This window comes from Paraglaciecola sp. IT1134 (assembly GCF_058068185.1).
The window spans coordinates 5,272,725-5,298,683 of sequence record NZ_CM176486.1 but is presented as its reverse complement, the minus strand read 5'-3'; the positions used below and the strand labels follow the sequence as shown (position 1 = coordinate 5,298,683).

Here is a 25,959-nt window from a genome sequence, read left to right as displayed (position 1 = left end):
CTCGTTTTCGCTAGTGAATGTTCAGACTAGGGTAAATAATCCCCTAGGTCAAAATGCCGAAGACAGATAATAAATTCAAGATAGAACCTTTAGTAAATATTATGCAACACTATGATTCTGATGAATAAATTAAGGGTGTTTACACAGAAGTGGGGGAGTGGTTTAAATATGGCCTAAACAAAATTGGTAATCACCGCTGGTGACATACAAAGCATCACCTTTTTCCTCGGCTTGGGCTATCAATTGATAGTAAACGTTTTGATGCAGGCGGGCCCACAAATTACGCCTGATCTTGATATAGGGCAAAGCGAGCTGATTTTTACTATCTTCTTTTAACTCTACCGGGTGCTCAGCACTGACTACTACTTGCTCTTCGGTTTGTGTGGTGAATATCAACATGCCGTCTTGCCTATCCCACTGGGTGATTACATAAGGTACGTCTTCAACGGTGATCCCGAGTTTCTCAACTGGGGTGACCAAATAATATTTATCATTTTCTTTTTTTAACACGCTGGCAAAAAGCTTAACCAACGCTTTGCGGCCGATAGGCGTGCCCATATAAAACCAGCTGCCGTCATGTTTAATCACCAAGTCCATTTCGCCACAAAAATCCGGGTTCCATTTATCTACAGGGGGCAACTTGCCTTGCTGATTGGCAAGTTGCTTTTGTAGTTTGGCTAAATCCATTTACTGCTCTTCAACCAAGGTTTGCTTGATTTCACGTAGTTTGGCTAAATCCATTTACTGCTCTTCAACCAAGGTTTGCTTGATTTCACGTAGTTTGGCTTTAATTCGACGCATGTTTTCCGGACCGGTGCGCAGCAGTTGTTTTTGCGGGCTGGCCAGGGATTCTAAACGCTCGTCTTTAAATTTGAACATAACACTGTCGGTATACACTTCTATCGGTACAGGTACCTCAGGGGTGTCAAGCAGCAGGTCAATGGCGTCTAGCAGTTGGTCGTCAAAATTTTCAGTTGGGCCGCTGATTTCGGAGAAAATCTTTTCAATCGCTGGTTTGTATTGCAGATAGAGCTGGTGCATAGCTTCTGGCTGCATGGTTTCAAGTGCATCTACATAAGGGGTATAACGTTTATAACTAGCGGGATCTATCCATTCTTTGTCCGCTTGTTCAAAGGTTCGAAAAGGCTGTTCTGGGGGAGTAAGCACTTGGTGATTGGCGGTCAACTCTTGATTTGCCAAGTTGTTGGTCATGATCACAAATCGTTGTAGCAGTGCATCATTAACCAAAAGCCTGCCCAGAGCATCGTAATCAGAAATATTGAGTACCTCGGTTTTAACGGCACCGTCGCTGATATCCACGGGTTCTGGCTCAGGCAAGGGTTCCGGTTCGGGATCTGGCTCGGGCATGGGTTGAGGTTCAACGGGCTCATCGATAGGCTCTGGCATGGGGTCGGGCACAGTTATTTGAGCTGGCACTTCCGGGGCAGGCACTTCGTCTGCATCCTCAGGCCAAAGAAAAAATGCAGCTAATATGACTATTAACACCACTGCAATAATAAAGTGTGGCACAAGTGACTTGGTTGTAGTGACTTCTTCACTCATAAATGTTCCTCAATACGCTGGTAGACGTAGCAGTAGGTTGCTGAATTAAAAATAAAATTCATTATTAACTACTAACTTATAGTGTTGTGACAAAAGATCAATCGATCAAGGCTAATTTAACTATAAGAACACTTTTAGATTTTTTCACCAAGATATTTCGCCAGGGATATGGACTTGGTTATTCGGCTAAATTAGGGAATAATTAATTGTTAATAAAATGTTTATAATCTCGCTCACCTTATTGGGCACAAAGATTAATGTATTCACTGTGGTCGGTCTAAGGTGTAAGTCGATGAAAGCGATATTGGGAGTAATTGTGGTTTGTCGGTCGGTTAAGGTTGGCTGGGGTGAGCCTCATAACGGTGGCGGGATGTGAGCTACATTATCTATGCCATCCCCTTTTTCTTTTTGTTGATAGGGTTAGAGCTCATCGCCGAAAAAGTCAGGAAAACCGACTACTATCGAGTTAATGACGCGATCAATAGCTTAACTGCTGGTGTGCTCAGTCGCATGATCGACCTTATCAAAGCCCTGGTGCCTTTTACCGTCTATGTGATGCTGTACGATAACGTCGCCCTGTTTGCTCTCCCCGAGGCGACTTGGGTGTGGATTGCAGCATTTGTACTCTACGACTTTTGTTACTACTGGAATCACCGCTTAGGGCATGAAATAAATATCCTGTGGGCGGCGCATGTGGTTCACCACTCCAGTGAAGAATATAATCTGACCACCGCCCTACGCCAAACGAGCGGCAGTGTATTAAGCTGGATTTTCTATTTGCCATTGGCATTGCTGGGTGTTGATCCCTTGTTACTGCTTAGTGTCGGTTCCCTTAATCTGATTTATCAGTTTTGGGTGCACACCCGGCACATCCCCAAACTCGGCTGGTTTGAATGGATATTTGTATCACCGTCTAATCACCGCGCCCATCACGCCCAGAACCAAATTTACATTGATCGAAATTACGGGGGGGTATTTATTATTTGGGACAGGTTGTTCGGCTCCTTTGTGGAAGAACTGGACAGCGAGCCACCTATTTTTGGAATTCGCAAGGCACTGCATAGCTGGAACCCATTATATGCCAATGTGCAGGTCTATCAGCAATTGTTTATCGACAGTTGGCGCACTAAATCCTGGGGAGACAAATTCGCAGTATGGTTTAGTCGTACGGGCTGGCGGCCCAAGGACGTGGAACGAGACTATCCTCTGGGCAAAGTGGATTTAACCCAGTTTAAAAAATTCGATATTGCCCTAAGTGGCAAACTTAAGCTGTATTTGCTCGTGCAACATCTACTCACTACTGGGGTGGCCTTAGCATTTTTATTGAACATGGCCACGCTTAGTCTACAGGAGCAGCTGATCATCATCGCGATAGTAACATACGCCAGTTTTTCCGTGGGCGTTTTGATGGAAAACCGGCTTTACGGACTATGGCTTGAGTGGGGTAAACACGGGGCGGCATTAATTGCTGTGGCGTTTTTTGGCCTGGGCATTTGGATAAACACGGTTTTGGTAATTTTTGCCTTGTTCAGCATGGTCATGCTGGTGTGGCTAAAAAGTGAATTCGAAATAACCAGCAAAGGTACCCAACAGGCAGGGCTGCCTAACTAAAGGATTTTTCAGGTGTGCACTGCTGCCCCTAACATTCGCTGGGTTGGTGCCTGTGGTATCAACCCGTTGATTTCAATGATTGCTGGAGTAAGCTTTTTTCCAGTTCAGGGCACTGAGCCGGACTTGCCTTACATAAGCAACTCATCACCACGTTAGTATGTCGGGTCACTTCGTCCATCACTATGGCTTTTAAATGTTTGCGCAACCACAGCAAACCGCTGTCTCTGTCTTGCCTTTCATGCCATAACATGGCCAGTTGTTTGGGCGGAAAATCCACGGGCGGCTTAGTTGCGGCTAGCTGGTTATCCATCAGAGCTTTTTCAACTGAACCGGTTGGCATAATGGCTACCAGGTCACTGTCTTTTAAGATCGGACTGACCGCAGAGAAATGATTAACGGTAAATGCTATCCGCCTGGATAAACCTTGTTGTAATAACATTTGGTCAATGAAACCTGTGGTTTCGCCTGACAGTGAAACGAGCAGATGATCCGCCGCGGCAAATTCTGCCAGGGACATATCTGGTTTTGCCAGTGGGTGGCCGTTGCGCATCACACACACATATTGGGGAGAATACAGATGTTCGGTTCTGATATTACGTGACAGTGGGAAGCCCACACCTACCACCATGTCGACCTTAGCATCATTTAATACTTGCTCTGTGTTAACTATGGTGTAGGGGATGGCGTGTATGTTGATACCAGGCGCTTCGCGTTCGATAAGTTTACGCAACGCCAGCCAGGCAATATCCACAACGTTGTCTGACACCGCAATACGAAAGGTACGTTTGGCGCTAGCAGGATCAAAAGCACTGGGATCGATGGCATCGGTCAGGTGACTCAGGGGCTGATGCACTTGCTCCCATAAGTTTTGAGCGTGCAAGGTGGGCTGAATATTGCGCCCATCTTTGACAAATAATTCGTCTTTCCAGGCCACGCGCATGCGGCTCACCGCGTTTGACACCGCAGGTTGAGTCATAGATAACCTATCTGCTGCTCGGGTAATCGAACGCTCTGTCATAATAGCGTCAAATATCATCAGTAAATTAAGTTCTTGGGGACGCATTTGACACCTTTTGGTAATGGGCCGGTTTATTAGCGTTTAGATTATACATCATAAAATCTTATGTGTTGCATATAAAAACAAAATTATATTTATGAGTGTTCTGCTCTCATACTTCCCACCAAGCACTATTTGGTTGAGGAACTACACACTATGAAAACACCTATCACTTTTAAAACTCTATTTATCGCTTTGGCTATTGGCCTTACGCTGGCTGGCACGCATTCGTTGTGGGCAGCCGATCAGAGCGCAACAGATGAAGTTGCCATCGCCCAACCCTTTCCCCATGTCACCGTTGCCCAGGTAATCAGTGAGCGCTTGACCGAATGGGACGAATTTACCGGTCGCATTCAAGCGCCGCAAACGGTGGAACTGCGGCCTCGGGTATCAGGTTATATCGATATTGTGGCCTTTGAAGAAGGCAGCATCGTTGAGCCAGGGCAATCACTGTTTGCCATCGATAATCGACCCTTTAAAGCACAAGTCAAACGTCTTAAAGCCGAATTAGCCAATGCCCAAAGCCAGGCAGAGCTAGCGGAGCGTGAATATAACCGGGCCCAGGATCTGGTGGGGAAAAAAGCCATATCCGCTGAGATTTTGGATAACCGTTTGGCCCGTCAACAGCAAACTAAGGCACAGGTGCAATCGGTGGAAGCCGCCCTTGAATTGGCCAAACTGAATCTGGGTTATACCCATGTCACTGCGCCCATAGGTGGACGCATCTCAAACGCCATGATCACCAAAGGCAATTACGTTACCGCCGGACAAAGCGTGTTGACCACCATAGTCTCCACCCAAAAAGCCTACGCTTATTTTGACGCCGACGAACAAACTTACCTGAAATACATTCAACTGGCAAAACAAGGCAGTCGCCAGAGCTCACGGGACAACAACAACCCGGTATATATGGGGCTGGCTACGGACGGCGATTATCCCTACAGCGGGGTTATCGATTTTATTGATAACAAGATAAACCCGAACACCGGTACTATTCGCGGCCGTGCGGTATTCGACAACCAGGATGGCAACTTGATCCCTGGATTATTTGCGCGCATTAAATTACTTGGCAGTGCCAGTTATGAGGGTCTGTTAATTGACGACAAAGCCATAGGCACGGATCTCAATAACAAGTTTGTATTGGTGCTCAATGCTGAAAACCAGGTGCAGTACCAAAAAATAGAGTTAGGTGAAAAATTGCAAGGGTTGCGCATTATCAAATCAGGTCTGAACAAAGGTGACAAGATAGTGGTAAACGGCTTGCAACGGGTACGTTCCGGCAGCCAGGTTGAGCCGGAGCTGGTGGACATGGCAAACAAGCGGACCATCAATGAATTGCAATTACAACAGCAGAGCTTAGATGCTGGGCTGGCAGCAGAACAGCTGGCTAAAAACGAGGCCAAAGCAGATATAGACAGGTCAGTTATGGCCAAACAAACGGGTAGGAACTAGGGTGAAATTATCGCAATTTTTTATTCACCGACCGATATTTGCAGGCGTTCTGTCATTGATCATTTTTATTGCCGGAGCGTTAGCAGTTTGGCAGTTGCCGATCACCGAATACCCGGATGTGGTGCCTCCCACTGTTGTGGTCAGCGCCACTTACCCCGGCGCTAATCCCAAAGTCATTGCCGAGACGGTGGCGACACCTTTAGAACAAGCCATCAAGGGCACGGAAAATTTATTGTATATGTCGTCCCAGGCCACGTCTGATGGGCGCATGACCTTAACGATTACCTTTGCCATAGGGTCCGATGTAGACAAAGCTCAAACCCTGGTGCAAAACCGGGTAGACAGAGCGAAACCTAGGCTACCGGATATTGTCCAGCGCCTGGGGGTAGTCACCCAAAAATCCTCGCCGGATTTAACCATGGTGGTGCACCTTACTTCCCCCAATGATCAGTACGATACTCTGTATTTATCCAATTATGCCCATCTAAATGTGAAAGACGAGTTAGCAGGCCTGGATGGCGTCGGAGATGTGCGTTTGTTTGGTGCCGGTGAATACAGCATGCGTATCTGGCTTAACCCTGAAAAAGTCGCTGCTTTGGGTCTTAGTGCCATGGATGTGGTCGGGGCTATTCGTGAGCAAAATCAACAGGCTGCCGCCGGTAGCCTCGGGTCTCAGCCCACAGGTGACAACGAATTTCAGTTGTTGATCAACGTTAAAGGCAGGTTAACCAGCGAACAAGAATTTGAAAATATTATTATCAAAGTCGGTGAGCAGGGGCAAATATCCCGTTTAAAAGATGTGGCGACCCTGGAATTGGGGGCGGATTTTTACGCTCTGCGATCATTGTTAGATAATAAACCTGCTGTGGCCCTGCCGATTTTTCAAAGCCCGGGCTCCAATGCCATTCAGATTTCCGACAATGTGCGAGCCAAAATGGCTGAGCTCAAAGAGACCTTTCCCGAGGGCATAGATTATTCGATTGTCTACGACCCAACAGTATTTGTACGTGGCTCTATCGACGCCGTGGTTACAACCTTGTTTGAAGCCATGTTATTGGTAGTCATAGTTGTGGTGCTGTTTTTGCAAACCTGGCGGGCCTCGATTATTCCTTTAGTGGCCGTGCCCGTTTCTTTAGTGGGCACCTTTGCGGTTATGCATTTACTGGGCTTTTCGCTGAACGCTTTGTCATTGTTCGGTCTCGTGCTGGCCATAGGCATAGTGGTGGACGATGCCATAGTGGTGGTAGAAAACGTGGAGCGTAATATTCACAACGGCTTAAGCCCCATTGAGGCCACTAAAAAAGCCATGCGTGAAGTCACCGGGCCTATAGTTGCCACTACCTTAGTACTCTGTGCCGTGTTTATTCCAACTGCTTTTATGTCTGGTTTGACCGGTCAATTTTATATGCAATTTGCCTTAACAATTACTATTTCCACGGTGATTTCTTCGATTAACTCCCTGACGCTCAGCCCAGCATTGGCCGCCCTGTTACTCAAAGATGCAAAAGCCCCTAAAGACGGTCTGACCCGGTTCATGGACAAGATTTTCGGGCGTTGGCTGTTTAGCCCTTTTAACCGTGTGTTTGCCAAAGGTGAACATGCTTACGCCGGGGCCGTTAAAAAGGTGATCCGCTCCGGCGGTATAGTGTTGGTATTGTATGCAGCTTTAGTGGCTTTGACTTATTTCCAGTTCACCAGTACCCCCACCGGTTACGTGCCGGGACAGGACAAACAATATTTGGTGTCTTTTGCCCAATTGCCGGACGCCGCCTCACTGGATCGCTCTGAAGCGGTGATCCGCGAAATGTCACGTATCGCCCTTGAACATCCGGGTGTAGCCAATGCCGTGGCTTTCCCTGGGCTAAATATCAATGGTTTCACCAATAGCCCCAGCAGCGGTATCGTATTTGTCACCTTAAAACCCTTTGCACAGCGCAGCGCAGAAAATATGTCGGCCAATGCGATCGCCGGCCAGTTGGGCCAGCAATTTGGCGCTATTCAAGACGCCTTTATCGCTATCTTCCCCCCGCCTCCAGTACAGGGGCTGGGCACTATAGGTGGCTTTCGGCTGCAAATACAGGACAAAGCCAGCCTAGGTTATACGGAATTGAACCGGGTCACCCAGGAAGTCTTGCAAAAGGCCTGGGCTAGCCCGGAGCTAGCCGGCGTATTTTCCAGTTATCAAATCAATGTGCCGCAAATGAATGTGGACATCGACCGGGATAAGGCCAAAAGCCAAGGCGTGGCCATCAACGATATTTTTGAAACCATGCAGGTGTATTTAGGCTCCTTGTACGTCAACGATTTCAATCAATTTGGCCGGACTTACCAGGTGAACGTGCAGGCGAAAGATTCATTTCGCCAGGAGCCAGAACAAATTGGTCAGCTAAAAGTGCGTAATGCCAGTGGTGCAATGATCCCTCTTAGCTCCTTTGTGAAGGTTGAGTATGTGGCTGGCCCCGACCGGGTCATGCACTACAACGGTTATACCACGGCAGAAATAAACGGCGGTCCAGCCCCAGGTTTTAGCTCCGGTGAAGCCCAGGCCGCCATTGAAAAAATCTTGGCGGAAACCTTGCCTAACGGTATGAGTTACGAGTGGACAGACTTGACCTACCAGCAGATCCTGGCGGGAGATACAGCCATGTTGGTCTTCCCGCTTGTGGTGTTGTTAGTGTTTCTGGTACTGGCGGCTACCTATGAAAGTTTGAGCCTGCCTCTGGCGATCATACTCATTGTACCCATGACCTTACTGTGCGCCATGACCGGGGTGATCTTATCCGGGGGAGATAACAACATCTTTACCCAGATTGGCTTGATTGTGCTGGTGGGTTTGGCGACCAAAAATGCCATCTTGATAGTGGAATTTGCCAAGGAAAAAGAAGAGCAAGGCCTACCCCTGATGGAAGCATTAAGCGAAGCGACTCGTTTGCGTTTACGCCCGATTTTGATGACATCGTTAGCGTTTATTATGGGGGTGCTGCCAATGGTATTGGCCACAGGCGCCGGAGCCGAAATGCGCCAGGCCATGGGGGTTGCAGTATTTTCCGGCATGTTAGGGGTCACCATTTTTGGTTTATTGCTCACACCCTTGTTTTATTACCTGGTTAGGCGACGTGGTGCCAACAAACGGGCGGCTCTAGCCCTAGACAATAAGGAGAGACTTGATGCAAAGCTGGCATAAAATCAGTGTTATCAGTGCGGCTTTGTGGTTGGCGGCTTGCGCCGCCGTTGGCCCAGATTATACCGCTCCGACCTTTGAGCCAAAGCTTACCCTATCTTCCAGCGAGATCAATCTAACAGAGCGTGAAGTAAGCTGGTGGCAGGGTTTTGGCGATGCGCAGTTAAATCGCCTGGTTGAACAGGCTCTACAAAATAACCCCAGTGTAGATATTGCCAAAGCCAATGCTGCTGCGGCCTACGCGTTATTCTCTAATACGGATAATGACAGTTTACCTAAAGGATCCTTGGGATTGGATTACAGCGCCCAGGATCAAATTGTATTAGGCACCACTGACCATCAACGCGTTGCTAGCCGCAGTTACCGGGGCGGAGCGAGTCTAGGCTGGGACGTGGATCTGTTTGGCAAATTACAACGAGCCTCCCAAGCGGCACTGGCGGATGCCGAGTCCCGTTATTATGCCTGGCAAGATGTGCAGGTCAGCATTGTCGCCCAAGTTGCCACCAGCTATGCTCGCCTCACTGGTTTAGAGGCGCGTATTGCCGTGGCCCGGCTTACCATTAGCAGCCTGGAGCGCACCCAGGGGGTGATCCACTCCCGGGAAGAAGCCGGTTATGCTTCACAGTTGGATGTGCTGCGTATCGAGGCGCAATTAAAAGGCGTAGCAGCTAGCATTCCAGCCTTGCAAGGAGAGCTACTGACAACCCAGCATAGTCTGGCCGCCCTAATCGGACTGGCACCAAACGAACTGCAGCTTGATTTACACAGGGGGATCCCCGAGCTGGCCCATCCCGTTGCTATTGGTGATCCCAACCAGTTGCTGAGGCGCCGGGCCGATCTTAAAGCCGCAGAACGGACCCTGGCTGCCGCCAGCGCACAAATTGGCGTGCAAACGGCCCGGCTTTACCCTGATATTTCAGTATCCGGTTTTGTCGGTTTTTTATCTGCGAATAGCCTGAATTTTGGCGTACAGACCAAAGCTTGGTCTATCGCCCCGAGCATCAGTTGGCCAGCCTTTGACCTGGGCTCGGTACAAGCGCAAATCGATATCGCCAGTGCTAATGAACGTGCCGCTTATGGACAATTCAGGCGGGCCTTATTAGGGGTTTTGGCAGAGGCCCAGAGTTCTGTGGATCAATATGCCCAGACCCAACTGCAGGCGCACTTATTAACTGCGCAGGTTGCAGCCAGCCAGCACTCCCTGGAATTGGCTCAGTTGCAATATGATGCCGGTAGTATTGATCTGTTGGCTTTGCTGGACGTTGAACGAACGTTGCTCAGCGCCAAGGATAATCTTGCTCAGGCCAAAGCCCAGGTATTTGCCAATATTATCGAAGTCTATCGCAGTTTTGGTGGCGGCTTAACGGATCAGAATTTGTTGGCTGTCAGGGTAACACTGGCAGAATAATACTCAGCGGGTGGCAAATTAAATAACCCTAGTGATGTGGGCTCTTCTAGGGCGAGACGAAAAGGCTAAACGGCAATGCTGTTTAGCCTTTTTATTGGTGTTCGTTAATCTTAACTATGCCAAATCCATTGGTTTGGGTAGATAAATTGTGGCTAAGGTTTTTTGGCCAAAAAAATCGTATGTTTACTGCCCTTGCCCGGACGGGCACGTACGATGCGGGTATCAACTTTATACCCGGCTTTTTTTAGACGTACGGTAAATAAATAATCCGGTCCTGCGGACCATATGGCCAGGGTGCCCTTGGGGCGCAGGGTTTGATAAATGTCTTCTAGTCCGGACAACGAATAAATCCAGTTATTATCTGAGTGGGTCAGGCCTTCCGGGCCATTATCCACATCGAGCAATATGGCATCAAACAAGGGTTTTTTGCTGCTTAATAATTCTGCCACATCGCCAAGGTGAACTGTCGTGCGTGCATCTTGTAATGGGTTGCCGGCACATTTACCTAAAGGGCCTTTATTCCAATCAATTACTTCGGGGATCAATTCTGCAACTGTGACCTGTGAGGTGCGGGTTACCGCTTTGAGTGCGGCGCCTAACGTATAACCCATACCTAGGCCGCCCACTAATACCCGGGCATTGTCCGTTGATGTCAGGTGATGACAGCCCAGTTGGGCCAGTACTTGTTCTGAATTATACACCCGGCTATTCATCAATTCGCCACGTATGCCCGATAGCCTAATAGAGAATTCATCACCGCGCTGGGAAAATTTTAACTCACCGCCATTGTTAGGGATTTGTGCAGTGCCTCGCTGGGTCCAGGGGATCATAATAGGGCCTAATAACTCAATGTGTTTTAAAGAGGGCGCATTTTAGCATAATTGGCACATGAATCCCCTTGTCGTGGGCTTTTCTTCGCATTGCAATCAATTTTGAATGGGTCTGATAGAGATCAATGCATACTCAAATAACGACGGCAAAAATGTGACTACAAGACGCCTTGTTCAAACTGGTGTTGATGGTCATTCCTAGGTGTTTTAATGCGCTTAAATTATTTATCCTAGGAAGTATTGTCTGTGCCAACCTACCTAGCGCAATAATAACAACGTTATTAGGTAACGGTTGTTGCAGACTTTTTTACACCATAATAACCCCAAGCCCTGTCGTGACTAATCCGAGGGCACTTATTGCACTCCCATTTATGTAATCATTTCTGGATTATGGCTGTTTTTTACACAAAATTACGTAGTCCCAATCACTCTTTTCAGATCATAAATTGTGTCTGGCACCTTTTGCGTAAGTGTATAGTTGCTTAATAAAATCTATTTTTGTCTCGTCTCCCGCTAAGCAAGGTATGAATTTTGCGTTCCTGATGACATTCGTTTTTTTATATCCTCCATACTAAGGAGACATAAATGACGCTCGCCAATCAATTTTCAATGCAAGACCTCCGTTCCCAATACTCGATGTCATAACCTGTGAGAAATGACCGTCAACCTGAACCCGGTTTAGATTTATTACTTAAACCCAAGGCGGATCATGGCGAAGATAGCTATGTTGGCAGTAGTAGATTAAAAGGTACAAAAGCTGCCGTACCACATATGCCGCCAGGGGCCAGCATGATTAACACGACGTCCATCTAGTTCTATAAGCCATGCCCAGGGCCGTTGGATTACGCCTCTACTAAAGGCGCCATTACCAGCGTTACCAAAAGCCTGGCGAAAATGTACCTTTGGGAAGGACTAGTCAGCCTGTGGAGCTCGGACCTGTATAAGTGCACCTGACATCACAGGAGTCCAGTTATGTGACGGCTGAAATTATAGGGATTACCAGTAGCTTGGGCCGTTAGCCTTGGGTTTCAATGATCCTAAGCCAATCGAGCCAGACTTTAAGCTGAGACAAGGTCAGTTTGATGCAAACTAGGAGGGGGACAGCAAGTAATACACCTATGGCTCCCCATAGCCAGCCAAGAATTAACAGCCATAACATCACAATTAAGGGGTTAAGTCGCATATGATGCCCCAATACTGTGGGGGTGATAAATTGTGATTCGATCAGGTTGAGCACCAAGTAAGCTAAGGGTGGTATTAACGCCGAAACTTCAATGCCATATTCCACTAAACCTGCCATACATAATATGGCTACCCCTATCATAGATCCCACATAGGGGATAAAATTTAGCAGCCCTGCCAGCACTCCCCATAACAAGGCGTCCTCCATGCCCATTAGATGCAGGGTAATCGCGGTGGCTGCTCCGAGGGCGAAATTGATAATACTCACTGTGACTATATAGCGTGACAGTTCTTTTTGAATGGTATTGACCAGTTCCAGCACCCGTTTTTTGTCTTTTACTTTGGGCAGCCCGTTGACAAAGGCAGCAAACAGGGAAGGGCCAAAAATTAATAGAAACAGGATCATGATAATGCCCGTCATGAGCTGTGCCAAGGCTAAAGGAGTGGCTTCCAAAGCGGAAATCAGGATCTCTATGCCACCTTGTTTAATCCTCTCTGTTACGACATTCTGCTGCTCTGTGGTCTGGGCTACTGGCTCCTGTGGTTCGTCATTCTTAAAAAGGCCAAAAAAACTAAAACCTGATTTTTCTTGTTTGGCTTTTCTTTGGGCTACGGCTTCTTCCCCCTCGATGGCCTCACTGATGGAATCGATTTGCTGGGTAATGTGCTCTGATAACTTGGGCAACATTTGCGCCCATTTTTGGGCCGGCTCTGCCAGCTCAACGGCGACAAAAGTAAATGGGGTTAATAGCGCCGTTAGCAGCAACAGGGCCGATATGGCCCGTGGAATATGAGCCCGTTTAAACAGCGCCACCAGCGGACTTAACAGCAATGCAATCAGCGACGTCACAACCAAAGGAACCAACAAGGTTTGGGCAAAATACAGGGTATACAGGGCCGCAAACGCCAATAACCAGCGCAACGTGCTGAAATTATCCAATTTCACGTTAAGAGAGGGTTGTGGTTCTTCATTTTCCCTAGTGTCTAATATATCGCTCATCTAACTGTTATTCCCTGGTGATTTAATTGCCTGACGGTTGAATTTGTGGGTATTACACCACTGAATTACAAACTAAGGCAATATGCATCACTATGCAAAAAAATGCTAGAAAAGTGGCTAGCTGGATAGATGTAGATGGCAGAATCAGGCCGGGAAAATTATTCGTAGGGAATTGTTGGTAGACTTACATGCAGCCGTTAATACCGCTATAAATGCTGTAGGTTTCGATCTGGTGTGACTTACTCGCCAGAACCAAATATCACTACCGACAATGATGATTTTTCGATGAAGCAATCTTATCAAAGATTTCGCTTGGTATTGTGGATAAATAAATATAGGTAAAAAGCCCCCATCACTAACATAATGCCAATACCGAGGATGGACCCCCAAGCGACCGGATCGTGTAAAATTAGCTCTAACATCAGTCAACTTCCCTTCAAGAATGCTTAATATGGTTGATTATACTCCCATGCCGTTCGGGTTAACTGATCCGGATCAATAAATTGCTAGGAATAAAGTTCCAGACAATAATAGAGCGGGGATATGTGCATTTGGCTGCCTATATTTGAATGACGTCATGGGACAAGATAAGCTTTATACCTTGTGAAACTAGCGGTTATATTGCAATTAACTGTACAGACCTGAAGATATAATTACATACGCAAGCAAAAAGTTATCTCTGTACAAAGTTATCAAAAATGGAATTAGTCGATGTTCGAAATTAAAATATATGATTTGCAAGGGCCACAAATTGCCCAATTGCTGCAACAACATCTAGTGGAAATGCGCGCTACCTCACCGCCTGAGAGTAAACATGCCCTGGACTTAGTCGCCTTAGGGTAGTCGAATATGCAATTTTGGACGGTTGGGGATGGTTCTAATCTGGCCGGCTGCGGCGCTTTGTTGTGCCTGGACGGGCTGCATGGCGTATTTTGCTCCTGCGCGTAATCTATACGCCAAATACGGGTTCAGTTACTGTCAGCCATTTGCAGATTATACACAAGACCCGAATAGTCTGTTTATGACTATTACCCTGTGAGCTGCAGATGACTATACTAGGGGCCCAATAAAAAAGCCCGGGGATTGCGCCTCGGACTTTTTATCAGTCGGCATGACTCACTGATGGTCGAATTCGACCTTCAACAACTCCACTGAATCTCTAAACGTGAGGGTTTGTAAGTCGCCCTTGCCTTCAATATTGATGGTATTGATTTGACTGGGCCATAGATCACGCAAGGCGTTGTGGCTGATCACCAAGTTATCTAGTTTGGCCGGTTGCCGGGTTTCCAGGTAGACCCAAAAAAACTGCCCATCAATTTCGTAACCTGCGGATTTTAAATCAATGACTTCTCCGTTTTCTGTGGCCATGCTGAAGCGCTGGGCCACGTAGTCGCTAAACGCCTGCTGAGTGTTGCTGGACGCTATGATGTCGGCTTTTTTGCCAAAAATATGCCTCACCGCGTGTTCCGCATCATGCACGTTAAAGCGGTGCATGACTTCGATATTTTGCGTGCGCGGATTAAACAAGATAGTGCTGATGGCGGTCTTTTGCTGGTGGGCAAAAGCCGGTGCCACTGCGATAAACAACAGTAGGGCGGCCAATACCTGTAAGAGTTTAAGCGTTTTCATTAGTCGTCGTTTTTATCGTCGTCGTTATCATCGTCATCGGTTTTAAGCTCGGTTTTGATATCTTGCATGATATCGCGGGATACTTTTTTGGTGCTTTTTTTGGTTTTATAGGCCTCGATACGTGACTCAATGATTTTACGGGGGTAATCGTTGTTGCTAACATCCACATCGGCGGTTTCCCAGCGGGGATCAACAGCAACACTGACCAATTCCTGATCTTTGTCGGTGATGATCAATTTGTTGACGGCCTTGGGTGTACGACGCCAAATTTCCGCGGGGATATATTGCTGCTCTATGCTGCCATCGGCAAAGGTGAGCTCAAGAATAATCGGCATAACCAAACCGCCCTTGTTCGAAAATTCCAATACATAATAGTTTTTGTCTTCTTTTATTGCCCGTTCTAAGGTTGCTCGTTCCCAGGGTTTGAGTTCCTTGAGAAATTTTTGGTATTTATTACGCTCTTTGTTGGTTACCGTGAAACGATCGTTTTCATCGTAAAAATCCTTTACGTCCGGGAAGCGCTCAACCCATAACTGCTTGCCGTCGGCTTTATTACGTTCATCGGTTAAGGACTGGGGTTTGTCTAGCTCTTCCTGACGCTGACGGTCAAAATCGATATCCGGATCCTTGGTATCCATGCGTAGCTTGGAGATTTTATCTAACGAGATATCCACGTGATCTGTACTGTAGAACCAGCCTCGCCAGAACCAGTCTAAATCGACTCCACTGGCTTCTTCCATGGTGCGGAAAAAATCCGATGGTGTGGGGCGTTTAAACATCCAGCGCTGGGCATATTCTTTAAATGCAAAGTCGAATAATTCCCGGCCTAATATGGTTTCGCGCAAAATATTGAGGGCTACAGCGGGTTTGGTATAAGCATTAGGACCTAAGTGTAAGACACTGTCGGATTGGGTCATTACCGGCACCTGGGATTGGGACTTCATGTAACCCACTACGTCACGGGGCTCAACCCCCCAAGGAATTGTGGGATCCCATTCACGTCCGGCTACGCCGTCCAGAAAACTATTTAAACCTTCATCCATCCACGACCATTGACGTTCGTCCGAGTTAACTATCATAGGGAAATAGTTGTGGCCCACTTCATGAATAACCACGCCGATCAGGAAACGTTTTTCTGCTTGGGAATAAGTGCGACTGCCATCATCCTGTAATTCGGTACGGGGACCGTTGAAAGAAATCATCGGGTATTCCATTCCGCCCACCGGGCCATTAACAGATTGCGCCGTGGGGTATGGGTAGGCAAACGCGAAGCGTGAATATACATCCAAGGTTTGAATAACAGCTTCAGTGGAATATTTTTCCCATAACTCGCCCCCTTCTTTCGGATAGAAGGACATGGCCATAACCAAGCCTTGTTTGGCATTTTTTTGTGTATGACCTTTGGCATCCCACATAAATTTGCGCGACGAAGCCCAGGCAAAATCACGTACGTTTTTGGCGCTAAATTTCCAGGTTTTTTCGTTATCTGTAGCGGCCTTTTCGTTTTCCAGGGCTTCTTCAGCAGTAACAATAAATACAGGATGATCGGCATTCTCTGCATCTTTAAGGCGCTGACGCTGGGTGGAGGTAAGAACCTGCTCAGGATTTTGTAACACACCGGTAGAGCTCACAATGTGATCCCCCGGTACGGTCATTTGCACATCGTAGTCACCAAATTCCAGGGTAAACTCGCCGCGCCCGATAAATTCTTTATTGGTCCATGCTTCATAATCCGTATAGGCATGCAAACGAGGAAACCACTGAGCCAGCAGAAATATATCATTACCGCCTTCACGTTTGTCATCGGCAAAGTGTTCATAGCCAGAACGGGCAGATACCGCGTCTTCTTCTACTATGTTGTACCCATAATCAATGGAAAAATCGACACTTTCACCTGGCCGTAAGGGCTGGGCCAAATCAATACGCATATTGGTGCCTACGATCACATGATGCAATGTTTGCCCCGATGCATCATGTATTTGACCAATTTGATAACCTAACTCATGATCTGCCACAAATTGCTCACGACGTAGGGCATCCAGGCTCAGTTGGGCCGGTTTGTCACTTGATGCCGATTTAGTAGCAGGGCCACGTGCGCCTATGCCACCAAAACTGGTGCTCATGGCGGATAAAGAGTCACTCCTGAATTTATTCTGGTCTAGTTGTAACCATAAATATTTAAGGGTATCTGGAGAGTTATTTTTATAGTTAATAGTCTCACTGGCTTCAAGGCGATGATTTTGTTCGTCCAGGTGGGCCTTAATTTGGTAATTAACTTTTTGTTGCCAGTATTGGTGGCCTGGCTCCCCAGCGGCATTACGGTATACGTTTGGTGTGGGTAAGGATTCATCCAACTGACGAAATTTATCTTCATAATCGCCCTTGGTTTGGTTAATAGCCCCTTGGGCTAAAGCCAAAGTGGCTATCGACAATAGACTGGTCGCAATGATTCTTTTTAGCATGGTTATCCCTGAGGTAATTTTTCAGACTGCTTGGATTTATTATATTTTTTCAACAAAGCGCCGCATAATATTACAAATTTCCAGGGAGATCTCTGCTTGGCTGTGATAAGTGACGGACTGGTTTGTAAGAAAATTGTACACAAGAGTAAACACCACTTTTACAGCTTTAAGATTCTATAGCTAATAAGTGGCTTTTTTTGCCATAGCTTATAATTTTAACAACTTGTTTCTTATGGTATTTGTCGTAATCTACAACCTAAATTAGAAAGTGGGATCGCATATGGCGCACTTGGCGTGGCAAAGAGCGGTAATAAAAGTGGGCAGTGCCTTAATCGCCCCGGATGGTAAACATTGCAGTAGCCAATACCTGTTACCCATTGCACGTTTTATTAGTGCCAGTCGTGCTGCAGGCAAAGAGGTAATCTTAGTCTCTTCTGGCAGTGTGGCTGCCGGGCGCAGTAAAATCGCCCACAAACATTACCCTTCTATTGCCGAAAAGCAGGCAATGGCAGCCATTGGCCAGACTCAGATGATGGCCAATTGGGCAAATTTGTTTGACTTTGATTGCGCGCAAATGTTGCTGACCTCTGATGATTTACACAATCGCACCCGGTATGTGAACATTAAAAATACCTTACGGGAACTGCTGAAAAATCACGCCTTGCCCATAGTTAATGAAAACGACACTGTGGTCATTAACGAGTTAAAAGTTGGGGATAACGACAACTTGGCAGCGTATACGGCCATGGTAGCCCAGGCGGATATCCTGATCATATGTTCGGATATTGATGGTTTGTATGACGCCGATCCCAGAATCAACCCTCGAGCCAACTTCATTCCCCATGTGACTGAAATTACCCCGCAGATCCATGCCTTAGCTGGGGGGGCAGGCAGCTTGGCCGGGACAGGAGGTATGCGCACCAAGATACAGGCGGCGGAAAAATGCGCCAAATGTGGTATTCAGACTTTAATTGTAAATGGTCGTGACAGTCAGGTATTTGCCAAGTTGCTCAACGGAGAAACCCAAGGAACCTTGTTTACACCGAATAAATCCAAAGGTAATGCCCGTTCCCAGTGGCTCAAACATACCCTCAGATCCAGAGGCAAAATAGCCATCGATCTAGGCGCACAACAGGCATTGATCCACAAAGGCGCATCCCTACTGCCATCGGGCGTAGTGTCGGTGGATGGGACCTTTCAACCAGGTGAGGCGGTAGATATTGAACATGATGGGCTGATCGTGGCTAAAGGCCTCACCCTATACAGCGCTGGCGATCTTAAACAGATAAAGGGTTTACACAGTGATAGAATTGCAGCCATGTTGGGTTATTCGTTTGGTGAAACAATTATTCATCGAGATGATTTGGTGCTGATATAAGGCAGTAAATGGCGATTTTTATCCCACTACTGCGGATTACACAAACATAATACGGGAGTAAGGTATGGAATTTTCAATAACACAGGCCGCGAAAGCCGCCAGACTCGCATCACGCCAGGTTGCCAAATTAACGGCGGAGCAAAAAAATACACTATTGACTGATATAGCCACACGCATGTTAGAACAAACCCCGCAGATTTTAGCGGCCAATGAAAAAGATTTGCTGGCGGCACGGGCCAATAAACTTGATGACGCCATGCAAGACAGGTTACTGCTAAACCCACAGCGCATTCAGGCAATTGCCGATGCGGTAAACAATATCGCCGCACAAGCTGATCCTGTGGGCAGCATAAGTGGGATTGAGCGCATGCCAAGCGGGATCCAGGTGGGAAAAATGCGTATTCCCTTGGGCGTGATCGCCATGATTTACGAGTCTCGCCCCAATGTAACTATAGATGCTGCTGCCTTATGTTTAAAAGCAGGAAATGCCGTGATACTGCGTGGCGGTAAAGAAGCCATACATTCAAATTTGGCTTTAGCTGCGTGTATCAGTTTCGCTATGGACAAAAACGGGCTGGATCCCGCAGCTGTGGTAGTTGTGCCGGATCCTGATAGAGCCGTGATGAACGAACTGATGACCCTTAGCGACGACATTGATTTGATTATTCCCCGTGGTGGAGAAGGTCTCATTCGTTTTGTTACCCAAAATAGTCGAATTCCAGTTATCCAACATTTCAAAGGTGTGTGTCACTTATATGTAGACAGTGCTGCAGACCCGGTTAAGGCGTTAAATTTACTAGAAAACGGTAAAACCCAGCGCACCAGTGCCTGTAACTCGCTGGAAACCTTATTGGTGCATAAAGACATTGCTGACAGTTTCCTGCCTAAAGCGGCAAACCTGCTAACACAACATAAGGTCAGGATACATGCCTGCCAGCGCAGTCAGGAGTACTTTGCTCAAGCTGAATTGGCCACAGAGGACGATTGGCATGCTGAGTATCTGGCCATGGAAATAGCAATACGAGTGGTGGACAGTTTTGAGCTGGCAATTGAACATATTGAGACCTATGGTTCAGGCCATACTGAAGTGATTGCTACACAGGATTATTCCCGCGCACAACAGTTTATCCGTACTATCAATTCCGCAGTAGTCATGGCTAATGCCTCTTCACGCTTCTCCGACGGAGGGGAATTAGGTCTGGGCGCAGAAATTGGCATCTCTACCAGTAAATTACATGCCTATGGACCCATGGGAGCCATGTCACTGACCACAGAAAAGTTCATCGTTATGGGTGATGGTGAAACCAGGGCTTAAGGTAGTCTAAAACTCGGCAATTTCAAGCTCATTCGATAATGGCCCAGATTAGCTGTGCTACTTATACCGTGGGACTCGTCAGGCCGTGGAGAGTTAATTGTCAGGCTAAGTACTAACCGATTAAAGGCACGTCCTGGGATATGCTTTTGGGCCGACCACTGGTGATTTCCATTTCTTCTAACCAGTGGCAGGCAGCCAACGGCGTCTGTCACCCTTGACTCAAATTCTATAACAACTTTAAAAGGTAATAAGCATGAAACGCATAGTCGTAGTAGGCGGCGGAGCCGGTGGGCTTGAGTTAGTCGCAAAACTCAGCAGTTATTGTCGCAAACACCAGTCAGTGGAAATGATTTTGGTCGACAGAGTCAGAACCCATGTTTGGAAGCCGCTGTTACATGAGGTGGCCGCAGGTGTGATTGATAAAAGCTCTGATGGGGTGGATTATCGTATGCACGCCAGTCGATTCAAATATGAGTTTCAGCAAGGTACATTGAACAGTATCAACGATCAGGATAAAACCATTTCGTTAGATGCCCTGCATGACGAAGAAAATCAGCTGATTTTGCCTGAACGTAAAATTGCTTTTGATATTTTAGTTCTGGCAATTGGTAGTGTGAGCAATGATTTTGGGACTCCCGGGGTCGCCAAGTTTAGTTATTTTTTGGATTCCCTGGCACAGGCTGAACGTTTTAATCGCGCTTTACTCAACCAAATGCTGCGGGTTAATCAGCCCGACACCCAGCAATCCCAGTTGCGCATAGCCATTGTTGGCGCTGGTGCAACAGGTACCGAGCTTGCAGCTCAGTTGCATCACGTGGCTAATTTGTCCCGTGCTTACGGTATGCCTGAGATGTCGGCTAAACGCCTTGAAGTTTCAATTATTGAAGCGGGTCCACGCCTGCTGCCGGCCTTGCCTGAACGTATTGCCAATGCAGCCAAACAAGCACTAGAGAAAATTGGCGTGAAAATATATGAAAATACCAAGGTTACTCGGGCAGAAAAAAACGGTTTTGTGAACGCCAATGATGAATTGATTGAAGCGGATCTTATGGTCTGGGCGGCGGGTGTGAAAGCCCCTGATCTGATCAAAGACCTCGGCATATTTGATACGAATCGCAGCCAACAAGTGCTGGTGAACGAGCATCTGCAAGCGGTTAATCACGAGGATATTTTTGTACTCGGGGATTGCTGTGCATTTCAACAAAAAAACGGCTCATGGGTGCCACCTCGGGCTCAGTCTGCTCATCAAATGGCATCAATCGTGTTTAAAAACATTGTACATAAGCTGCATGGCGAACCATTAAAAGACTATGAATATAGCGATTATGGTTCTTTGGTGCACCTGAGTAAATACAGCACTGTGGGCAGTCTGATGGGTAATTTGTCCAATAGCAGCATGTTTGTTGAGGGTAAGTTGGCACGTTTGGTTTATACCTCTTTGTACAGCATGCACCAGTTTGCCGTACACGGCTGGCTAAAAGCCATATTAGTCATGTTGAGCCGCAAAGTGAGTAAAATTGTCGGACCAAAATTGAAACTGCATTAACTGCTTTTGGCGTAAACACTGGCCTGTGATGCCCGGTCAGCGTGTTAAGGACAGCGTAAGGTGCGCGCCACCATCCTGGCGTATTTGCAATTTTAGCTTTAATGCCCCCTTGATATACAAGCTAAGTTAATCAAAACTGAGTCCGATAAACCATTAGCATTATGATGAGAGACCGCCTTTATCTGTGGGTTAACATTCATAACATGGTGTTGCGTATTAACAGTCAACCCATAACGGCAAGCAAATAACAGGAACAAATAGCCATGGCATATGATTTTGGTACCAATACCTTAGGCATTAATAATCCCTTTAAACCCCAAGGCATAGCCAAAGCTATCAGTGGTGGCGCAATTGCACTCTTAGGGGTGATCGCCTTGTTGGGTGTAGCAGAGGATTTGCAAGTCGATATGGGATTGGCATGGGTCAATGCCTTGCTTGGCTTAACCTTATTAACCCTGGGTATCAGGCATCTGGGTCTAGGATTATTTCAGTTATTCAAATACTTTGTCGGCCGCTCAGTGCCGACTTCCCTGGCTTATAACCATAATGCCAGTGAGCGACAAAATGCCGAACGCGAGCGAAATCAAACCGGTTATGACGCCCAGGAACTGGAATCCATGTTAATGGGGCGCAAAAACTCGACATTTACTGAGCCTGAAGGCTGGGTCGCGCGTTTGATCCATACCCTGCTCCCCCATCTGGTCTTCAGCCCCTATCCTATTCGTAATTTTGTTCAGGAATTGGGTGGACTGGTATGCGCAACTATAGTCGGTTTAATTGCCTTCGGAGCGGCCTATTTTGTCTCAGCTTCAGGTTTGGTGGGGGATGCGGGTGTAGTGATCACCCCTATCTTGTCAGTTTTGCTGTTAATTTATCTGGTGGTCGAATGGCATAGAACTTCCCGTTCTCTGGCGGCGCAAAACATGCGTAAATTACACAGTAAAACCGCAGCGAGCTTAACCAAGTTATTGATATTTGCCATAGTGGTGCCTATAGGGGTGGGTTTTGCCTACAGTAAACTCGATGCTTCCACTGCCCAACAATGGCAGTCTGTGATGGCCGATGTGGTGGCATTCGATGCCTGGTGGAATTTACTGTTGCTGATCTTGCTAATTGGTGGGGTTATCGGGGTATCCTGGGTGATGATCCACGAACGGTTGGAGCTGGCCAAACCCAGTACTGAAGTCAGCGAGTATCGGGAAAATTTACAGGAATCCGTACATCCCAACGAAATCTTTATCAATATCGAAAACATCGTACTGGCGAATCGCCGTTATAAAGAAATTCCTAATCGTATGTATCAGGAGTTTGATCCTCAATTACAAGAACAGAGCCAAGGCAAAGGTAGTTTTAAAGGTAAACTGCTGATAGAGACCCAACCAGAATTCAGTCAGCTAAATTTTAGCGCTAGATTCAACGCGTTTCGCTTAATGGCAACGGGAGTGGCGCAACTACTAGTGTTTTTGGCAGCCTTGTTACTCTTTTTCACTGTCAATGATGGCTATCAATTATACCAGTTTGTTGTGGATCAGCTTTTTGATCTTAAACGTCTGACTGAGGCGCAGGCAACTCAGACTCTGGAGACGTTCGGCCAGCAGTTAAATGGCTTTTTGATGCTGTTGTTTAGCTGGTTAACACTTTCTGCCGGCGCTACAATTTTGGCTCGGGGCACGAATCTGTTTTGGGCTGAAATGCAATTTAGCAGCTTGCTGATGTGGATGAAAACTGAAGGTACCTTTACCGAAAGTAAAGTTTCCACTGGCATGTCTATACACGATTCCACTCGCTCGGAAAACGTAGTCGTGAGGAGTTCTATTACGCCCTGGATCATTACTTCCCGAGTGATGACATCAACGTTTGCTACCAGCGGCAGCAAAAACCTCGAAATGCCCAGATACGTTATGCAGATGCATAAAAACAATCAGGAAATGTCGGCTATAGTCAGCGAAATAACGAGCTTTCTGCGTAAAAGAGAAGCGATTGCCTCTATTACCAACGAGCGGGATCTAAGCAGCGCTGAGACCATTTACCGAGTCAACGAAGCGAGCCGTTCTCAGTCAGATCAGGTCGACGACCAGGCTGCTAAACGTCAACAATTGGAAGAACAAGCCGCAGGCAAACTGCGACAAGATCTTCAAGAACACGAAAGTTAATCTTAACTCAGGTTAACTAACCCTGGGCTGTTTGTTGGACCATGGCATAATAAAACTGGATCGCCTGCAGATAGTCATCAATGGCTATCTGCTCATTGACCCCATGGAAACGCTTCAGGGTTTGTGGGTTTAGGCGCACCATCATAAAACGATAAACGTTGTCTGACAGAGAGTAGAAATTCTTGGCATCTGTCCCACCTTGCACCAGATAGGGGGCCACCAATAAGCTATCATCCAGGCGTCTGATGGTTTGTTCAATCAATTTGTATCCCAGACTGTCAATGGAGGAGACAGGAGAGGCTTCACTGGCCATAAAGGCTTCAATCTGAACCCGCGGATCATCAATAATCCCTTTAATATAATGCTCAACGTCCTTTGCGGTGTCGCCGGGCAAGGTGCGAAAGTTGACAACTGCTTCAGCTTGGGTAGGCAATATATTGGATTTTGAGCTGCCCTTGAGCATGGTCACTGCTGTGGTCGTGCGGATACTGGCCGCAGAGCTGGGGGTGGCCAGCATCATGTTTTCTACTATAGGTGAAAATAGCCACATATTTGCCAATGGCAAGCGGGTCCCCAAACCGGTGAAATAGCCAATGTGTTTAAACGTCTTTTGAATAAAAGCCAGATTGGCAGCAAAAGGATGGGCTTCCACCTTTATCACTGCCTGGGCCAGAATGCCGGCCGCGGTGTGTTGGGGCGGCTGGGATGAGTGGCCGCCATCGGCATTGACCGTCAGGCGCAGGTTAACAAATCCCTTTTCAGCCACCCCGATGATGGCCACAGGTTTATCGACGCCTGTCATCAGGTCTTGAGTGATAACCCCACCCTCATCCAGCACAAATTCAAATCGCAGCTTTTGTTTGCTAAAGTAAGCCGCTATGGCCTTGGCACCTTGCTCTCCCCCCACTTCTTCATCATGACCAAAAGCAAAGTAGATACCACGTCTGGGTTGAATGTTTTGCGCCAGTAACATTTCCATGGACTCCATCAATGCTAATACGCTGACCTTGTCGTCTATGCTGCCCCGCCCCCAAATAGTGGTGTCAGTCACGGCCCCGCTAAAGGGGGGCTGCTGCCATTGGTCTCGAGTGGCATCGTCAACGGGCACCACATCCATATGACCCATAAATAGAGCGGGTTTAAGGCTTGGATCACTACCGCCAAGATGGTACACAATACTGAATTGGTTAATTTTTGTAACTGTGGTGCGTTGGTGTACTAAGGGAAAGGCGTCTTTTAGATGTTGATGAAAAGTGAGAAAGGCTTGCTGGTCGAATTTGCTGCGATCATCAAAAGATATGGTCTGGATTTGAATGGCTTGGCTAAATCTTTCGATAGCGCCTTGTTTATCAATTTGCACAAGTTCAAGAGGCGTGGACACCTGGTATTGATGATCCTCAAATACCATTGCCGTGCGATACAATAATACCGCGACAAGGACAATACCCACCGTACCCAATGCCAGTAAAACTTTTTTCATTAGTTAGCTACTTATGCTGTGATTAGAGATAGAATCGCTGGACAGTATAACGTCAAGTTATTCAGGTAGGCTAGTTGGCAAACTCCAGTTTATTTTGTTTGGTGCGACTCTGGGCATGTTGGGCATAGTCCTTTTCTTCTCCCCGGAATTTGCCAAGGTACGGGCCGATACCTTGTTGATGTTAGGCATCGGTTTTGCGTTGGCTTCATTCTTTTTTGTTTCCCTGGGTAATGTGATCTCGGAGCGTATCCTGGGTCCCGGCACACCGGTGATCCAAATGAATTTCTGGGCGATGACCTACGGCACATTTTTCATATTCACATTTGCCCTGATTAGTGGGCTTGAATGGGTGCTAGCATCCGGCCGTCCTACTATTTATCATTAGCTTATTTAAGCGCTGTGGCCCAGTACTGGCCTTTGGGGCCTACATGAAATTAGTGTGGCAAATGGGTTCCGACAACGCCGCTTATGTGGTGCTGGTCTATCCCATAGTCGCTTTGCTACTTTTAACCTGCCTTGAAGGTTATCAATGGCAGGTAGAGCCAGTGATTGGAGTTTTTGTGGTACTGGTTGGCAATGCGGTAGTCATGGGAAAGCTCACAAGGCGCATCCCGCAACAGGGATGATGAAATCTGCTTAATTACCCAAAATAGATGTAGGGTCAATTGGTAGGAGTTGTTAGACGACAGAGTTTCCTTATACTGCAGACAAT

18 protein-coding genes and 2 pseudogenes are annotated in these 25,959 nt (G+C 47.0%); 11 read left to right on the top strand and 9 right to left on the bottom strand.

Going from position 1 to position 25,959, the window contains the following annotated elements; translation table 11 throughout:
- Window positions 1-162 precede the first annotated feature (162 nt).
- Window positions 163-687 (bottom strand): DUF1285 domain-containing protein, encoded by a 525-nt coding sequence (locus AC3RV5_RS23215; protein WP_489729928.1) that lies wholly within the window; start codon window positions 685-687, stop codon window positions 163-165.
- 54 nt (window positions 688-741) lie between these two features.
- Window positions 742-1,563 carry a DUF3014 domain-containing protein gene (locus AC3RV5_RS23210; protein WP_489729927.1) on the bottom strand — a complete coding sequence of 274 codons (822 nt, stop codon included), beginning with the start codon at window positions 1,561-1,563 and terminating at the stop codon, window positions 742-744.
- A 372-nt stretch (window positions 1,564-1,935) separates the two neighbouring features.
- Here AC3RV5_RS23210 and AC3RV5_RS23205 point away from each other — a divergent pair, with 372 nt between their 5' ends.
- Window positions 1,936-3,174: a sterol desaturase family protein gene (locus AC3RV5_RS23205; RefSeq protein WP_489729926.1), complete on the top strand. Its 1,239-nt coding sequence runs from the start codon at window positions 1,936-1,938 to the stop codon at window positions 3,172-3,174.
- A gap of 58 nt (window positions 3,175-3,232) precedes the next feature.
- Here AC3RV5_RS23205 and AC3RV5_RS23200 read toward each other — a convergent pair whose 3' ends face one another.
- Complete coding sequence (locus AC3RV5_RS23200) at window positions 3,233-4,237, bottom strand: LysR family transcriptional regulator (protein WP_489729925.1); 1,005 nt, start codon at window positions 4,235-4,237, stop codon at window positions 3,233-3,235.
- Window positions 4,238-4,387: 150 nt separating this feature from the next.
- Here AC3RV5_RS23200 and AC3RV5_RS23195 point away from each other — a divergent pair, with 150 nt between their 5' ends.
- From AC3RV5_RS23195 to AC3RV5_RS23185, 3 genes are read left to right on the top strand one after another with little or no spacing between them, the layout of a single operon-like run.
- On the top strand, window positions 4,388-5,683 hold the full coding sequence (locus tag AC3RV5_RS23195) for an efflux RND transporter periplasmic adaptor subunit (RefSeq protein ID WP_489729924.1): 1,296 nt from the start codon (window positions 4,388-4,390) through the stop codon (window positions 5,681-5,683).
- Between the two features lies 1 nt (window position 5,684).
- The gene (locus AC3RV5_RS23190; protein WP_489729923.1) at window positions 5,685-8,867 is read left to right on the top strand and encodes an efflux RND transporter permease subunit; all 3,183 of its coding nucleotides are present in this window, start codon (window positions 5,685-5,687) and stop codon (window positions 8,865-8,867) included.
- Window positions 8,851-10,272: an efflux transporter outer membrane subunit gene (locus AC3RV5_RS23185; protein WP_489729922.1), complete on the top strand. Its 1,422-nt coding sequence runs from the start codon at window positions 8,851-8,853 to the stop codon at window positions 10,270-10,272. Before AC3RV5_RS23190 ends, AC3RV5_RS23185 begins: the two co-directional genes overlap by 17 nt.
- A 152-nt stretch (window positions 10,273-10,424) precedes the next feature.
- Here the strand turns inward: AC3RV5_RS23185 and AC3RV5_RS23180 are convergent, their stop codons facing one another.
- Window positions 10,425-11,102 carry a spermine/spermidine synthase domain-containing protein gene (locus AC3RV5_RS23180; RefSeq protein WP_489729921.1) on the bottom strand — a complete coding sequence of 226 codons (678 nt, stop codon included), beginning with the start codon at window positions 11,100-11,102 and terminating at the stop codon, window positions 10,425-10,427.
- Window positions 11,103-11,750: 648 nt separating this feature from the next.
- On the opposite strand from AC3RV5_RS23180, the gene AC3RV5_RS23175 reads away from it, so the two are divergent.
- Window positions 11,751-11,915 (top strand): hypothetical protein, encoded by a 165-nt coding sequence (locus tag AC3RV5_RS23175; RefSeq protein ID WP_489729920.1) that lies wholly within the window; start codon window positions 11,751-11,753, stop codon window positions 11,913-11,915.
- Between the two features lie 202 nt (window positions 11,916-12,117).
- Here AC3RV5_RS23175 and AC3RV5_RS23170 read toward each other — a convergent pair whose 3' ends face one another.
- A complete protein-coding gene (locus tag AC3RV5_RS23170) occupies window positions 12,118-13,284 on the bottom strand; it encodes an AI-2E family transporter (protein WP_489729919.1) in 1,167 nt (388 codons plus the stop codon).
- Window positions 13,285-13,583: 299 nt separating this feature from the next.
- On the bottom strand, window positions 13,584-13,706 hold the full coding sequence (locus AC3RV5_RS23165; RefSeq protein ID WP_489729918.1) for a DUF3149 domain-containing protein: 123 nt from the start codon (window positions 13,704-13,706) through the stop codon (window positions 13,584-13,586).
- 289 nt (window positions 13,707-13,995) lie between these two features.
- Between AC3RV5_RS23165 and AC3RV5_RS23160 the strand changes: the two are divergent.
- A pseudogene (locus AC3RV5_RS23160) lies at window positions 13,996-14,323 on the top strand (hypothetical protein).
- Between the two features lie 77 nt (window positions 14,324-14,400).
- Here the strand turns inward: AC3RV5_RS23160 and AC3RV5_RS23155 are convergent.
- Window positions 14,401-14,913, bottom strand: coding sequence for a DUF6702 family protein (locus tag AC3RV5_RS23155; protein ID WP_489729917.1), 513 nt, complete (start codon window positions 14,911-14,913; stop codon window positions 14,401-14,403).
- Entirely contained in the window at window positions 14,913-17,375 is a 2,463-nt protein-coding gene (locus AC3RV5_RS23150; protein ID WP_489729916.1) for a M1 family metallopeptidase, read from the bottom strand. Before AC3RV5_RS23150 ends, AC3RV5_RS23155 begins: the two co-directional genes overlap by 1 nt.
- Window positions 17,376-17,655: 280 nt before the next feature.
- Here AC3RV5_RS23150 and proB point away from each other — a divergent pair, with 280 nt between their 5' ends.
- From proB to AC3RV5_RS23130, 4 genes are all read left to right on the top strand, one after another.
- Window positions 17,656-18,753, top strand: coding sequence for a glutamate 5-kinase (proB, locus tag AC3RV5_RS23145; RefSeq protein ID WP_489729915.1), 1,098 nt, complete (start codon window positions 17,656-17,658; stop codon window positions 18,751-18,753).
- A 64-nt stretch (window positions 18,754-18,817) separates the two neighbouring features.
- On the top strand, window positions 18,818-20,068 hold the full coding sequence (locus AC3RV5_RS23140; RefSeq protein ID WP_489729914.1) for a glutamate-5-semialdehyde dehydrogenase: 1,251 nt from the start codon (window positions 18,818-18,820) through the stop codon (window positions 20,066-20,068).
- 253 nt (window positions 20,069-20,321) lie between these two features.
- On the top strand, window positions 20,322-21,614 hold the full coding sequence (locus AC3RV5_RS23135) for an NAD(P)/FAD-dependent oxidoreductase (RefSeq protein ID WP_489729913.1): 1,293 nt from the start codon (window positions 20,322-20,324) through the stop codon (window positions 21,612-21,614).
- Between the two features lie 263 nt (window positions 21,615-21,877).
- A complete protein-coding gene (locus AC3RV5_RS23130) occupies window positions 21,878-23,767 on the top strand; it encodes a hypothetical protein (RefSeq protein WP_489729912.1) in 1,890 nt (629 codons plus the stop codon).
- A gap of 16 nt (window positions 23,768-23,783) precedes the next feature.
- Here AC3RV5_RS23130 and AC3RV5_RS23125 read toward each other — a convergent pair whose 3' ends face one another.
- Complete coding sequence (locus tag AC3RV5_RS23125; protein WP_489729911.1) at window positions 23,784-25,247, bottom strand: M20 family peptidase; 1,464 nt, start codon at window positions 25,245-25,247, stop codon at window positions 23,784-23,786.
- Window positions 25,248-25,338: 91 nt separating this feature from the next.
- Here AC3RV5_RS23125 and AC3RV5_RS23120 point away from each other — a divergent pair.
- Window positions 25,339-25,873 (top strand): annotated as a pseudogene (locus AC3RV5_RS23120) (EamA family transporter); the annotation flags it as partial.
- Between the last annotated feature and the right edge of the window lie 86 nt (window positions 25,874-25,959).

Excerpts from the sequence above, each read along its gene's own strand:
- AC3RV5_RS23215 (WP_489729928.1), bottom strand. The coding sequence starts at position 687 with ATGGATTTAGCCAAACTACAAAAGCAACTTGCCAATCAGCAAGGCAAG.
- AC3RV5_RS23210 (WP_489729927.1), bottom strand. The coding sequence starts at position 1,563 with ATGAGTGAAGAAGTCACTACAACCAAGTCACTTGTGCCACACTTTATT.
- AC3RV5_RS23200 (WP_489729925.1), bottom strand. The coding sequence starts at position 4,237 with ATGCGTCCCCAAGAACTTAATTTACTGATGATATTTGACGCTATTATG.
- AC3RV5_RS23195 (WP_489729924.1), top strand. The coding sequence starts at position 4,388 with ATGAAAACACCTATCACTTTTAAAACTCTATTTATCGCTTTGGCTATT.
- AC3RV5_RS23185 (WP_489729922.1), top strand. The coding sequence starts at position 8,851 with ATGCAAAGCTGGCATAAAATCAGTGTTATCAGTGCGGCTTTGTGGTTG.
- AC3RV5_RS23180 (WP_489729921.1), bottom strand. The coding sequence starts at position 11,102 with ATGATCCCCTGGACCCAGCGAGGCACTGCACAAATCCCTAACAATGGC.
- AC3RV5_RS23170 (WP_489729919.1), bottom strand. The coding sequence starts at position 13,284 with ATGAGCGATATATTAGACACTAGGGAAAATGAAGAACCACAACCCTCT.
- AC3RV5_RS23165 (WP_489729918.1), bottom strand. The coding sequence starts at position 13,706 with ATGTTAGAGCTAATTTTACACGATCCGGTCGCTTGGGGGTCCATCCTC.
- AC3RV5_RS23155 (WP_489729917.1), bottom strand. The coding sequence starts at position 14,913 with ATGAAAACGCTTAAACTCTTACAGGTATTGGCCGCCCTACTGTTGTTT.
- AC3RV5_RS23150 (WP_489729916.1), bottom strand. The coding sequence starts at position 17,375 with ATGCTAAAAAGAATCATTGCGACCAGTCTATTGTCGATAGCCACTTTG.
- proB (WP_489729915.1), top strand. The coding sequence starts at position 17,656 with ATGGCGCACTTGGCGTGGCAAAGAGCGGTAATAAAAGTGGGCAGTGCC.
- AC3RV5_RS23140 (WP_489729914.1), top strand. The coding sequence starts at position 18,818 with ATGGAATTTTCAATAACACAGGCCGCGAAAGCCGCCAGACTCGCATCA.
- AC3RV5_RS23135 (WP_489729913.1), top strand. The coding sequence starts at position 20,322 with ATGAAACGCATAGTCGTAGTAGGCGGCGGAGCCGGTGGGCTTGAGTTA.
- AC3RV5_RS23130 (WP_489729912.1), top strand. The coding sequence starts at position 21,878 with ATGGCATATGATTTTGGTACCAATACCTTAGGCATTAATAATCCCTTT.
- AC3RV5_RS23125 (WP_489729911.1), bottom strand. The coding sequence starts at position 25,247 with ATGAAAAAAGTTTTACTGGCATTGGGTACGGTGGGTATTGTCCTTGTC.